Annotated in this window: 11 protein-coding genes and 1 pseudogene; 9 read left to right on the top strand and 3 right to left on the bottom strand. The window is 43.8% G+C overall.

The window, feature by feature from the left end:
• Nucleotides 1-14: 14 nt before the first annotated feature.
• The 6 genes from dnaE (at nucleotide 15) to L7A31_RS15955 (ending at nucleotide 7,605) form a co-directional block, all read left to right on the top strand.
• The gene (gene dnaE, locus L7A31_RS15980) at nucleotides 15-3,494 is read left to right on the top strand and encodes a DNA polymerase III subunit alpha (RefSeq protein ID WP_237362756.1); all 3,480 of its coding nucleotides are present in this window, start codon (nucleotides 15-17) and stop codon (nucleotides 3,492-3,494) included.
• A 37-nt stretch (nucleotides 3,495-3,531) separates the two neighbouring features.
• On the top strand, nucleotides 3,532-4,491 hold the full coding sequence (gene accA, locus L7A31_RS15975; protein WP_237362755.1) for an acetyl-CoA carboxylase carboxyl transferase subunit alpha: 960 nt from the start codon (nucleotides 3,532-3,534) through the stop codon (nucleotides 4,489-4,491).
• 98 nt (nucleotides 4,492-4,589) lie between these two features.
• Complete coding sequence (gene tilS, locus L7A31_RS15970) at nucleotides 4,590-5,918, top strand: tRNA lysidine(34) synthetase TilS (RefSeq protein ID WP_237362754.1); 1,329 nt, start codon at nucleotides 4,590-4,592, stop codon at nucleotides 5,916-5,918.
• A gap of 56 nt (nucleotides 5,919-5,974) precedes the next feature.
• The gene (locus tag L7A31_RS15965) at nucleotides 5,975-6,268 is read left to right on the top strand and encodes a c-type cytochrome (protein ID WP_237363582.1); all 294 of its coding nucleotides are present in this window, start codon (nucleotides 5,975-5,977) and stop codon (nucleotides 6,266-6,268) included.
• 93 nt (nucleotides 6,269-6,361) lie between these two features.
• A complete protein-coding gene (glnB, locus tag L7A31_RS15960) occupies nucleotides 6,362-6,700 on the top strand; it encodes a nitrogen regulatory protein P-II (RefSeq protein WP_237362753.1) in 339 nt (112 codons plus the stop codon).
• A gap of 53 nt (nucleotides 6,701-6,753) precedes the next feature.
• Nucleotides 6,754-7,605, top strand: coding sequence for an endonuclease/exonuclease/phosphatase family protein (locus tag L7A31_RS15955; RefSeq protein WP_237362752.1), 852 nt, complete (start codon nucleotides 6,754-6,756; stop codon nucleotides 7,603-7,605).
• A gap of 68 nt (nucleotides 7,606-7,673) precedes the next feature.
• Here L7A31_RS15955 and L7A31_RS15950 read toward each other — a convergent pair.
• Nucleotides 7,674-9,068, bottom strand: a pseudogene (locus tag L7A31_RS15950) (LysM peptidoglycan-binding domain-containing protein); the annotation flags it as partial.
• Nucleotides 9,069-9,342: 274 nt separating this feature from the next.
• Nucleotides 9,343-10,101, bottom strand: coding sequence for a hydroxyacylglutathione hydrolase (gene gloB / locus L7A31_RS15945; RefSeq protein WP_237362750.1), 759 nt, complete (start codon nucleotides 10,099-10,101; stop codon nucleotides 9,343-9,345).
• A gap of 38 nt (nucleotides 10,102-10,139) precedes the next feature.
• Between gloB and L7A31_RS15940 the strand changes: the two genes are divergently transcribed.
• Nucleotides 10,140-10,877 (top strand): class I SAM-dependent methyltransferase, encoded by a 738-nt coding sequence (locus L7A31_RS15940; RefSeq protein ID WP_237362749.1) that lies wholly within the window; start codon nucleotides 10,140-10,142, stop codon nucleotides 10,875-10,877.
• Here the strand turns inward: L7A31_RS15940 and rnhA are convergent.
• Nucleotides 10,874-11,344: a ribonuclease HI gene (gene rnhA / locus L7A31_RS15935; protein WP_237362748.1), complete on the bottom strand. Its 471-nt coding sequence runs from the start codon at nucleotides 11,342-11,344 to the stop codon at nucleotides 10,874-10,876. The two genes, L7A31_RS15940 and rnhA, sit on opposite strands and share 4 nt — an antisense overlap.
• Nucleotides 11,345-11,400: 56 nt before the next feature.
• Between rnhA and dnaQ the strand changes: the two genes are divergently transcribed.
• Together dnaQ and L7A31_RS15925 are read left to right on the top strand one after the other, a co-directional pair.
• Nucleotides 11,401-12,141 carry a DNA polymerase III subunit epsilon gene (dnaQ, locus tag L7A31_RS15930; RefSeq protein ID WP_237362747.1) on the top strand — a complete coding sequence of 247 codons (741 nt, stop codon included), beginning with the start codon at nucleotides 11,401-11,403 and terminating at the stop codon, nucleotides 12,139-12,141.
• A 36-nt stretch (nucleotides 12,142-12,177) separates the two neighbouring features.
• Nucleotides 12,178-13,425, top strand: a complete 1,248-nt coding sequence (locus L7A31_RS15925; protein ID WP_237362746.1) for a TIGR03503 family protein — start codon at nucleotides 12,178-12,180, stop codon at nucleotides 13,423-13,425.
• Nucleotides 13,426-13,492 lie beyond the last annotated feature (67 nt).

Below are 13,492 nucleotides of genomic sequence, written 5' to 3'. Positions count from 1 at the left end.
TCAGGAATTAAATTATGTCAGAACCAAAATTCATTCATTTAAAAGTTCATAGCGATTTTTCAATGGTTGATGGCCTTTCTAAAGTTCCACCGTTGGTAAAGAAAGTAGCCGAAATGGGCATGCCAGCAATGGCGTTGACAGATTTCACAAACCTATGTGGTCTAGTGAAATTTTATGGCGCTGCACATAACAATGGTATCAAGCCTATCATTGGTGCTGACTTTGCGATGCAATCAGAAGAGTTTGGCGAAGAGCTCACTCAAATTACGGTACTGGCAGCCGACAATGAAGGTTATAAAAACCTAACTTTACTGATTTCTAAAGCCTATTTACGTGGTCATGTTCAGCACAAGCCCGTTATTGATAAAAATTGGCTAGCTGAACTTAATCAAGGCTTGATTATTCTGTCTGGCGGAAAAAATGGTGATATTGGCAAAGCTTTGCTAAAAGGTAACCAGCCGTTAGTAAAACAATGTAGTGACTTTTACACGACCTATTTTCCAGACCGTTTTTATTTGGAGCTCACAAGGACAGGTAGACCTGACGAAGAAAGCTATTTGCATTTTGCTTTAGAGCTTGCAGAACAACTTGAGCTACCTGTTGTTGCAACAAACGATGTGGTGCTACCAAGCAAAGAATTATTCGATGCACATGAAATTCGGGTCGCTATTCATGATGGTTATACGCTTGATGATCCTAGACGTCCTAAAAATTATTCTGATCAACAATACCTGCGCAGTGAGCAGGAGATGTGCGAGCTATTTTCTGATATTCCAGAAGCGCTAGAAAATAGTGTCGAAATCGCTAAGCGATGCAATGTCACAGTACGACTTGGTGAATACTTCCTTCCGAACTTTCCAACTGAAGGAATGAAAATAGAAGACTTTCTGGTGAAAAAATCACAAGAAGGCTTAGAAGAAAGGCTCGAGTTCCTTTTCCCTGAACCGGAAGAACGATCTACTCGCCGCCCAGAATATGATGACCGATTGCAAATCGAACTAGACGTTATCAACCAAATGGGTTTCCCCGGTTATTTCCTTATCGTTATGGAATTTATCCAGTGGTCAAAGGACAACGACATACCGGTTGGACCTGGTAGGGGATCAGGTGCTGGCTCGCTGGTCGCTTACGCACTGCAAATTACAGATCTCGACCCACTAGAATACGATTTGCTATTCGAGCGATTTTTGAATCCAGAACGTGTATCCATGCCCGATTTTGATATCGACTTCTGTATGGATAAGCGTGATTTAGTAATCGATCACGTTGCAGAAATGTATGGCCGTGATGCAGTTTCTCAGATCATTACTTTCGGTACCATGGCTGCAAAGGCGGTTATTCGAGATGTAGGCCGAGTTCTCGGACATCCTTTTGGCTTTGTTGATCGTATTTCAAAACTTGTCCCGCCTGATCCGGGTATGACGTTGGAAAAAGCGTTTAAAGCAGAGCCTGCTTTACCAGAGCTATACGACAATGATGAGGAAGTAAAAGAGCTCATCGATATGTGTCGGATTCTGGAAGGGTGTACTCGAAATGCAGGTAAGCATGCTGGTGGGGTCGTAATCTCTCCAACCACTATTACTGACTTTGCGCCAATCTACGCTGATGCTGAAGGACATTTCCCGGTCACACAGTTTGACAAAAACGATGTAGAAACCGCTGGTCTGGTTAAGTTTGATTTCCTTGGTCTTAGGACGCTGACTATCATTGATTGGGCGCTAGGCTTAATCAACCCGAGATTGGCAAAAGAAGGGAAAGAAGCTCTTCGCATCGAGTCTATTCCTCTTGATGATGCGAAATCATTTAAATTACTGCAAAACTCAGAGACAACCGCGGTGTTCCAGCTCGAATCCCGAGGAATGAAAGAGCTTGTAAAACGCCTTCAACCTGACTGTTTTGAAGATATTATCGCCTTGGTGGCGTTATTCCGCCCTGGACCGCTCCAGTCGGGCATGGTAGATAACTTCATCGACCGTAAGCATGGCCGAGAGCCTGTTTCCTATCCCGACGAAACTTGGCAGCATGAATCGCTGAAAGATACACTAGACCCAACTTACGGCATTATTCTGTATCAAGAGCAGGTGATGCAGATTGCACAGATCTTGGCGGGTTATACGCTAGGTGGTGCAGATATGCTTCGCCGAGCAATGGGTAAGAAAAAACCAGAGGAAATGGCGAAACAGCGTGCCATTTTTGAAGAAGGTGCCATTCAAAATGGTGTAGATGGCGAGCTTGCCATGAAAATCTTTGACTTGGTAGAAAAGTTCGCCGGTTACGGATTTAACAAATCGCACTCGGCCGCCTATGCATTGGTTTCTTATCAAACCTTATGGCTCAAAACTCACTATCCAGCAGAGTTTATGGCAGCGGTAATGACGGCTGATATGGATAACACTGAAAAAGTTGTTGGCTTGGTCGATGAATGTTTCCGTATGAAGCTTAAGGTTTTGCCACCAGATATTAATAAAGGTCTATACCGGTTTAACGTCGATGAAACAGGCGCTATTGTGTACGGTATTGGAGCTGTGAAAGGTGTTGGTGAAGGGCCAATTGATGCCATTTTAGAGGCTAGAAACAAAGACGGTCATTTCAAAGACTTGTTTGACTTTTGCGCTCGAATTGATCTGAAAAAAGTCAATAAACGTGTGATTGAAAAACTGATACATGCCGGAGCGCTAGATAGGCTTGGACCTCACCGCGCGGCGATGATGGCGTCACTTGACGATGCGGTAAAAGCAGCCAGTCAGCATCACCAAGCAGAGGCTTTTGGGCAAGCTGATATGTTCGGTGTTCTCACTGAAGCGCCAGAAGAAGTAGAAAATAAATATGCCCAAGTTGAGCCTTGGCCAGAAAGAGTATGGTTAGAGGGTGAGAGGGATACACTTGGCCTCTATTTAACCGGGCATCCGATAAATGAATATATCAAGGAACTGAGTCACTACACTAGCTGTCGATTAAAAGATGCAACACCTACGAGAAGAGACCAAAGCGTTACAGTTGCTGGCCTCGTTATAGCGGCTAGAGTCATGACCACCAAGCGTGGAACGCGTATTGGCTTAATGACTTTGGACGATAGATCGGGCCGAATGGAAGTAATGTTGTTCTCAGATGCGTTAGAAAGGTATGCAGAGCTGTTAGAAAAGGATAGAATCCTAGTCGTTTCAGGACAGGTCAGCTTTGATGATTTCAATGGTGGCCTTAAAATGTCCGCGCGCGAGGTTATGGATCTCGGAAACGCACGTGAAAAATACATCCGAGGATTGTCGATATCGATCAATCACTCCCAGATTGACAGCCACTTCTTTGAACGTTTTGGTCAAATACTGGAACCCCACAGAGCGGGTTCAGTGCCTGTTAATGTCTATTACCAACGTTCCGATGCAAGAGCGAAGTTAACGTTAGGAACGGAATGGAGAGTAACGCCAAGTGACGCGTTGCTGGATGAATTAAAACAACTACTAGGTAAAAACCAAGTAGAACTCGAATTTAACTGATTCTCGACAAAGCAGTCGAGCAGAAAAGGATCGATAAATGAGCCTAAACTTTCTAGAATTTGAAAAGCCAATTGCAGAACTTGAAGCAAAAATTGAAGCTCTTCGAGGCGTATCTCGCCATGGTGGAGAAGCTGCAATTGATCTAGACAAGGAAATCGAGCAGCTTGAAAAGAAAAGCTTAGAGCTAAAAAAGAAAATTTTTAGTGATTTAGGAGCGTGGGAAACAGCTCAATTAGCTCGTCACCCACAACGCCCATATACCCTAGATTACATTGAAAACGTATTTACTGAATTTGATGAGCTTGCTGGCGACCGTCATTTTGCTGACGATAAAGCAATCGTAGGTGGTATTGCACGCTTGGAAGGGCGCCCAGTAATGGTCATTGGTCATCAAAAAGGCCGTGAAACCAAAGAAAAAGTAAAACGTAATTTTGGTATGCCAAAGCCTGAAGGTTACCGTAAAGCGCTACGTTTAATGCAAATGGCTGAGCGTTTTAACATGCCAATCATTACGTTCATCGATACCGCTGGCGCGTACCCAGGTGTTGGCGCAGAAGAACGTGGTCAGTCTGAAGCAATTGCGACTAACCTAAAAGTAATGTCCGGTTTGAAGGTTCCAGTAATTTGTAACGTTGTCGGTGAAGGTGGTTCTGGCGGTGCACTAGCGATTGGCGTTGGTGATTACGTTAACATGCTGCAATATTCAACTTACTCGGTAATTTCTCCAGAAGGTTGTGCTTCTATCTTATGGCGTGATGCTGAAAAAGCGCCACAAGCAGCAGAAGCGATGGGCCTTGTAGCAACTCGCCTAAAAGAGTTAGAGCTTATCGATGAAATCATCGAAGAGCCATTAGGTGGTGCTCACCGTGACTACAAGCTTATGGCAGAAAACATGAAGAAGACGCTTCTTGCTCAGCTGAAAGAGTTAGACACTCTAACTCGTGATGCACTTCAAGAACGTCGCTATCAGCGCCTAATGAGCTACGGTTACTGCTAAACAGTTTCATGTGTAAAAGGGTCGACTTAGTTCGGCCCTTTTTCTTTTTCTAGAACTACCATAATATTGTCAGCAGGCCATAGGCGTTGTGGAAAGTGATGAGTGATTTATATCCAGCATTTGCTGGCAAATTAGTAAAGCTGGTAGGCAGTAAACCAAAACTTGTATTGGCATTGAGTGGCGGAATTGATTCCCGAGTCATGTTAGATCTACTGGCCGAGTTTCGAGACAAGCAAAGAGTTAACTGTATCGCGGTTCATGTTAACCATGGACTAAGTAAGAATGCTGCTGCTTGGGCTGATAAATGTCAAATTTGGTGTGATGAGTACCAAGTGCCGCTCTATATAGAAAACCTTACACTCGATATTTCGAGTGGTGATAGTTTGGAAAAGCTGGCACGCGATGGCCGTTATCATGCACTACAGAAATATATCGATGCTGGCGATGTTTTGCTGACGGGGCAGCATGCGGATGACCAAGTCGAAACTTTCCTTCTAGCCTTGAAAAGGGGAAGTGGCCCTAAAGGTCTTGCTGCGATGCCTGAAGTGAAACCTTTTGGCCAAGGTATTATCGTACGTCCTATGCTGGATATTTCTAGAAAACAGGTCGAAGAATATGCAGCTGAACGTAAGCTTCACTGGGTTGACGACGAAAGTAACCTGGATACACGTTTTGACAGGAACTTTATCCGCCACCGAGTAACGCCATTACTCGGTGAGCGTTGGCCATCATTTCCACAAGCGATTCGTCGTAGTGCCCAACATTGCGCAGAGCAAGAAGCTTTGCTCGATGAACTGCTAACACAGCCATTGAACTTGTTGGTAGACTCTGACAACAGTATCGAGATTGAAGGCTTAGATGAGTACAGTGAAAGAGCAAGAAACCAACTGTTAAGAATGTGGACGAGGCGCTGTGGCTTTTTGATGCCCAGTCAAGTTCAGCTCAGTAAGTTGTGGTTGGAAGTTGCGATGGCAGCTGCAGATGCAAACCCACAATTGAATACTTCTGATGCGCAGTTTCGTCGTTTTAACAACAAGCTATATATCCTTAAGAGCGCAGAAGATATATCTGATTGGCAAACTCCAATAGAACTCAATACGACCGTTGATCTCCCTGATTCTTTGGGCTCGCTAACACTAAAGCAAAGCTTCACTAGTGGGAATATAGCTATACCAGAAGAGAAGAAAGGCTCACTCTTAGTGACTTTTAATCCAGAAGGGCTTTCCGCTCATCCTTTGGAACGAAACCACAGCCGCAAGCTCAAAAAGCTATTCCAAGAGTACAAAGTACCGAGCTGGCTGAGGCGAAGAACACCAATATTAATGTGCGACGGCCAAGTTGTTGCGGTTGCAGGGCTGTTCGTGGATAGAGCTTTTTATGGCCAAGAGTGTGAGCTCATATGGGACAACGACGTTCAATCTGTGTGAAACTGAAATTTGCGATTAGCTAGCAGGGAAAGGTTATGAGAATTTGTACTTACGCGATGATACTGGGCATGCTGACTTTTAGTGTTGGGGTAGTGGCAAAGGGTGATGCTGCGGAAGGAAAGAAAAAAGCGGTAGTATGTGGCGCATGTCATGGTACGGATGGCATTGCTGTCATTCCGGGCTATCCGAACTTAAAGGGGCAGAATGAGCAGTATTTGATAAGTTCTATGAACGCCTATAAAAACAACCAAAGAAGCGGTGGCTTATCTAATGTGATGCAAGCGCAAGCCAGCTTATTGTCTGAGCAGGACATCAAAAACCTAGCGGCGTATTATGCAGGTCTAAAGTAGCTGACTCAAACTTCAGAAGAAAGTGTTGAAGGTTTTTGCATTAGTGCGAAGCCAATATACAGAATTTAACTCGCTAATATATAAGGAATAAAAATGAAGAAAGTCGAAGCGATAATTAAACCTTTTAAGCTAGATGATGTTAGAGAAGCACTAGCAGAAGTGGGTATTACAGGTATGACGGTATCTGAAGTGAAGGGTTTCGGTCGACAAAAAGGTCATACTGAGCTTTACCGAGGCGCAGAATACATGGTGGATTTTTTGCCTAAGGTTAAACTGGAGATTGTTGTTGCTAGTGATGTTCTTGATCAGTGTGTAGATACTATTATTGAAACAGCGCAAACAGGAAAAATTGGCGATGGCAAAATCTTTATCACTGATATAGAGCGCGTTGTTCGAATCCGTACCGGTGAAGAAGACGAAGAAGCCATTTAAGTATATAGAAAATAGGGGCGAGTATTTTGGCCCCTTAAGCTTCAGATTAACATATGAAGAAAAAGACTAAGATTTTGGGAGTGATCACTGCAGTGTCTGCTTCTGTAGTGACTGGTTACTCACTGGTATTTGATCTCCCCGGTGCGCCAACCTTGTCTATAATCGACGGTGCTAAAGTAGAAAAGCATATTTTTTGCTACGAGAATAAGTCATCGAGACCGATTGATAGCAATGGTAAAATCAACGTTTTAGTCTGGAACATATATAAGCAAAACCGAGATAACTGGCGCAGTGCGTTACAGCGCTACAGTTCCGATGCGCAATTGGTATTGTTGCAAGAATCTAGCTTAACTCCAGCGCTGGAAAACTGGATAGAAAGCGAAGATAAATTTGCAATTCAGGTTGATGCTTTTAAGGCCTTTAAGGTCCCTGCTGGTGTACTTAGCCTTTCTTCTTCCTCACCAATGTTTGCATGTGCGTACACTGAAAAAGAGCCTTGGATCCGGTTACCCAAATCTGGCCTATTTAGTTTGTACAAACTGTCCAATGGGCAGACATTAGCAGTTGTAAATCTGCACGCGATTAACTTTACCTACGGAACCAAAGAGTACCAGCAACAAATTAAAACGCTGGTGAGTCGTTTACATGAACACTCTGGTCCAGTGTTAATCGGTGGGGATTTTAATAGCTGGAGTGCTGGGCGATTAAAAGTATTGAAGAGAAATTTGCATGAGATTGGTGTAGAAGAAGCAAAATTTAGCCCAGATAACCGTAGACAGTTTATAAACGGCTTACCTTTAGATCACCTGTTCTATAGAGGATTGATACTTGATAAGGCGCACTCCCCAGTGACCACTGCCTCTGACCATAATCCACTCATTGCTAGTTTTAGCTTGATTGATTGAGCTGGTGTTCCCCAAAAAATTGTGCCCGCAATTTGCGAGCACAATATGATAGTTTAAAGCTTAGATAATTAAACGCTTACTTTCGTCACGTCCACATACAGTTTTAGCTTCTGGCCTGGCTGAATGTACTTTTGGTTAGCAAGGCCATTCCATTTCACTATGTCATTTCTACTGACTTTGAATTTGTATGCAATAGCATCAATCGTGTCACCGGATCTTACTTTATAGAATACAGTTCGGATGATTGCGCCATCGGTCGCTTTTTTCCAAATTACAAGCTTTTGACCAACACGTAATGTGTCTCTAGGGCCCATGCCGTTCCACTTCGCGAGAGAACGATATGACACCTTGTTCTCTCTTGCGATACTCCACAAGCTGTCGCCAGATTTAACAGTGTGAGTCAGCTTATATTTGCCTTGAGACTCAGATTGAATCTTGGCTAAACGATTGGAGGCGCTAAGCGCATAGACTTGGTCATTCTTCGTTGAAGTCGGTATCAACAAATATTGACCCACTCGAATTGTGTTACCTGTTAAATTGTTAGCGACTCGAATGACTTTTGGCGTTGTATTGTACTTCTTCGCCAAGGAAATTAATGCATCGCCAGATTTCACTTTGTAGCGAATTAGCTTCATTCCTCTGCCTGGGTTGTCTTTTACTTCTTTTTCAAATCTCGCGATAGATTTGATTGGCAGCAGAAGCTGATACGGCCCTTCAGGAGCAGTAGCCCACTGGTTGTATGCTGGATTCAGCTCTTGAAGCTCTTTAACTGAAATATTGGCATACTTTGCAGCAATGGCGAGATCAAGCTGCTCCTTCGGGTTAACTAGCTCGACAACGGGTTTGTTGGCAATTGGTGGAATATGTACGCCATATTTTTTCTGATGCGCGACGATGTCAGCAAGTGCAAGTAGTTTAGGTACGTAAGCACTGGTTTCATTTGGTAAATCCAGTGAGAAGAAATCAGTCGGTTTGCCTAATCGTTTATTTTTACGAATCGCAGAAGAAACGCGCCCGCCGCCACTATTATATGCAGCGATAGTATTGTACCAATTGCCATCGAAGCGTTTGTTTAGCTGAGTGAGGTAGTCCAGAGCAGCATCAGTTGCCGCGTCCACATCACGACGGCCGTCGTACCAATAGTTACGTTTAAGGCCTAGGCTTCTGCCAGTTCCGGGGACAATTTGCCAAAGACCTGCAGCGCTACCATGTGAATACGCAAATGGATCAAAAGCACTTTCAACTACTGGAAGTAGGGCGAGTTCCAACGGTAGTCCGCGCTTCTCTATCTTTTTCGTAATTAGGTACAAAAATGGAGCCGCTCGTTCAGAAACTACCTTGAGGTGGCTAGGGTGTGTGATGTACCAAGTTCTATAATAGTTGACGAGCTGATTGTTTGGGATCGGCATGTGCAATTGCATACCGATCCTATGCCACACATCTTTTTGTGTTTGTGGTGTTACCTTCGCAACTTTGTGTTGTACTTTATGCGAGTTTTCTACGGAGCTAGACTGAGAAGGAGTTTGCGCGATTTCACTTTCGGGGTGCGCTTTTTTCACAGACTGGGGTGGATTATTGGTTTGCTCAGGTAGATTTTGATCAGTTGACTGGGTTAGCTGACAGCCCGATAGAAGCATAGCTAAAACCCAGCTGTATTTTACTCGCATTACACAGCCCTTTTTTGACACGGCTGCTGATAATACTTGTCATAACATATTGGTGACAACCCTCAAATTGTCAAAATTCGTTTTTCCACTCGCGTAATGCTGTAAATATTGACAAAGGATCAGTTTTTCCGGTTCGATTGGAGACTGATTTAATCACACTTGCTTGATCTGTACGGAGAAATGGGTTGACCCACTTCTCTTGGCGTATGCTTGTCGGAATGGTTGGAACGTTTTGTCCTCTTAGACGATTGACCTTATCTCGATATTGTCGAAGAAGGTCATTGTCTGGCTCAACCGCAAGAGCAAAAGCGATATTGGCTGCTGTGTATTCATGAGCACAATAGACTTCGGTTTCCTCTGGTAGCGCGCATATTTTATTTAGTGAGCTATACATTTCTTCCATAGTGCCTTCAAAGACACGACCACATCCAGCGGAGAAAAGCACATCACCGCAGAACAACTTCGCGTCTCCCACATAGCCAATATGGCCATTAGTATGCCCAGGTAAGCCTAATACCAAAAAGACTTCACCAAATAGCTCTATCTGATCACCCGCTTTGACTTCATGAGTGAGAGTAGGGACGGGCTCAGAGGCTGGGCCAACAACATTGACCTCAGGGTGTTGGCGTACCAACTCAGCAATGCCGCCTATATGATCGTGATGATGGTGAGTTATTAAAATTGCTTCTAACTTTAAGTCATGCTGATTGAGGTAATCGAGTACGGGCTCAGCATCTCCGGGATCGACCACTGCACAGCGATTATCACTATTTTTTATCAGCCAGATGTAATTATCATTAAATGCAGGTATGCTTTTGATATGTAACATTCTTGAGTCTCCAACATCCAAGAGAAAATAGAGTATTAATGAAGCCAGCACGCAGCGAAAAAGAGCTAGAAAAACCTCACTCGTGGGCCCAATTGAAAAACGGCCAATGGGTAAGTGAGTCTATTCAGCTTCGCCTCGATGAGTGGAGCCCAAAATTATTTGGTTACCACATGCTAAAGCTAGGAGGCTTAAGCTGTGAGCTCACCAGTGTTGATTGTAGTATTCAACACCAAGTGAACTTAGATATCCAGAACGAGTTGCATAATATTGTTGCTGATGGCTATGACTTACCATTTTTGGAAAAAAGTTTTGATGCGGTGATCATGGCTCATCAGTTAGATTATTGTAACGACCCGCACAGAATGCTGCGCGAAGTTGACAGGGTTATGATTGATGACGGGTACCTTATTGTGACTGGGTTTAACCCGATCAGTATTACAGGGTTATCCAGCCTAATGCCTTGGCGGAAAAATAATTTACCTTGGAGTGGTCGGATGTTTACGCCTAACCGAATTAAAGACTGGTTAGGCTTGTTGAATTACCAAGTTATCCACCAAGACTCTTATGCTGTATTTCCGTTTCAAACTTATCCACCAATGTGGACGGCACTGGAAAATAGCTTTAGTAACTGGATTCAAATATTTGGTAGCTTGTACTTTATTGTGGCTCGCAAACGTACTTATCCGCTAAAGCCTATACGCCCGCATTGGCAACTGAAGCGTAAGCTATCTCCCGTGAGTGTTAACTACAACAGCCATACAAAAAATAAAAGTTAACCCTGTTCTGTAATATATCCACTGTCTTCTTCGGTTGGGGCTTCAGCCGCAGTCCTAGCTAACTCATCACAAATTTCGTTTTCTCTATGGCCAGCGTGTCCTTTTACCCACCGCCAATCAATTTGATGACGTTGAGATTCTGCGTCGAGCGCTTTCCATAAATCGGCGTTTTTGACAGGTTTCTTGTCCGCAGTTTTCCAGTTACGTTTTTTCCAATTGTGAATCCACTGAGTAATTCCTTGGCGCACGTACTGGCTGTCGGTCGTGAGTATCACATCGCATGGTTCTTTTAATGTCTTTAATGCGACCACTGCAGCCATCATCTCCATTCGATTATTCGTTGTCAGTTTAAATCCTTTTGACAGTGGCTTTTCAATGTCTTTGTAACGCATTAAGATGCCGTAGCCGCCAGGACCTGGATTACCTAAGCAGGAACCGTCGGTGAAAATTTCTACTTGTTTCGTCATGATTTGATACTATTGAATGAAGTACGTTAATTACATAGTCTGACACAATTATTATTATGAATACTAGCCACAATTCTGACCAGAATCGCATCGTTGTACTCGATACTGAGACCACAGGTATGAATACTGATAGTGGTCCACATTATCTAGGCCATCGAATTATTGAAATCGGAGCTGTCGAGATCGTCAACCGTAAGTTAACAGGTCGACACTTCCACGTTTACATCAAGCCAGACAGAGAAATTCAGCCAGATGCGATCAAGGTACACGGTATTACCGATGAGTTTCTGCGTGATAAGCCAGACTATGGCAAAGTGCATCAAGAGTTTTTAGAGTTTATTGATGGTGCTGAGCTTGTTGCCCATAACGCGCCCTTCGATGTGGGCTTTATGGACTATGAATTTGGAAAACTAGATAAGTCTATCGGTACGACAGAGCAATACTGCAAAGTCACTGATACGCTAGCCATGGCGAAAAAGATCTTCCCCGGGAAGCGCAACAACTTGGACGTGTTATGTGAGCGTTATGGCATCGACAACTCGCACCGAACCCTCCACGGAGCATTGCTCGATGCGGAGATTTTGGCTGACGTTTATTTGTTGATGACAGGTGGCCAAACATCTTTGCAGTTTAATGCTGGTGCCCAAGGAGACAATATGGCTGGTGGTGAATTGATAAAACGTGCGGCTAGTGGCAGAAAAGCGCTAAAGGTTTTGCGGGCTTCCGCCGATGAACTAGATGCACACCAGAAAAGATTGGATCTTATTGAAAAGAATGGAAGTTGTCTCTGGCGATAAAGCTTAACTCAACTTCAACGGATTGCGGGAGAATATATGTTAAGGACGATATGGGTTTTGCTTGGCGTATTGCTTTGTAATAGCGCTATTGCAGCAACTGAGACCACCATGTCGTTGCTAGACAACCGATTCCGCATCGATCCCACCGTTGAACAAGTCACCTTTGTTATTTATAGAGAAAAGCCCTCTAAGCCAGTTGTCTTGGTTCGCCCTGACGGGACAAAATATTACGCATGGAAAAAGCCAAAGAAGGTTCAGTGGTATCAAGAACCCTCAATGGATATCATCATGATCGACAAACCAATGCCCGGCCCTTGGCAAGCGATAGGAAAAGTCACGCCAAAGAACAACATCAAGATGTTTTCACATTTAGAACTATCGACCGATAAAATGCCCGCACGTTTATATCATGGCGAACATATCAAATTTACAGCGCAACTAACCTCAGATAACAAGCCTTTAGTGTTAAGGGACTTTTTAGACAGGCTTGAGTTAAAGGTCACATTTACTAAGTATGTTTCGAATGAAGCAGAATTAGATGAAGAAGCCCGACCAATACCTGAAGTGATAGGGGAATTTTTCGATGATGGTAAAGGGCTAGATGAATATCCGGGTGATGGCGTGTTTACTGTTACTTTGCCGATTAAGTCTCGCCCGGGTAAATATGTTGTGAGAATTACTTCTGGTAATGGTGTGTTTTTGCGTGCTCAAGAGCAGCAAGTCTTAGTTTATCCAGAGCCTTACCATGTGACTTTTATTCAAGCCCGGGAAGAAGGGGTAAGCCACAAAGTGATTATTTCGGGTGAAGAAGGAGCTATTAAGCCCGGCTCTCTGGCTGCTCACATAACCCGATTAGACCCTGAAGAGACAGAAGTTAAGCTTGAGGACTACGCTGACAAAGATAGCTTAAAATTGGAAATCGATTTGCCTAATACTGGTCAGCTAGGAAACTTCACTTGGTTTGGTCGAGTTTATGCCACTGAAGCGGGAACCGATCGCCCACTGATGTTTACCTTGAATAACCGCACTTACAGTGTATTGGAAGATGTCGATATCGATGAAACCCGCCGAATTCAGCAGGAAAGGGAATTGCAGCAACAGAAAATCTTAGAAGAGCTGCGCATGTTGAAGATGAGAGAAGAAGCTCGTACTCGTAGTATGATTTTTATCGCTATCGGTAATGTGGTCGCTATTTTCCTAGGCTTCGTTATTTGGTTTGTGTGGCGCAAGTTCAAGGCCAGTAGGCAAATTCCAGAGATGAAGCTCGACATTCCCGATGAGTGATAACTTTCGACCAAGCATATAAAATAAAACCCCGCAGCTTAAAGTTACGGGGTTTTTGTTAAGTGGC

The sequence above is a fragment of the Vibrio marisflavi CECT 7928 genome (genome assembly GCF_921294215.1).
In the GTDB taxonomy this organism is placed as follows: Bacteria; Pseudomonadota; Gammaproteobacteria; order Enterobacterales; family Vibrionaceae; genus Vibrio; species Vibrio marisflavi.
The sequence above is the reverse complement of the archived record's forward strand: the minus strand, read 5'-3'. Positions and strand labels throughout refer to the sequence as shown.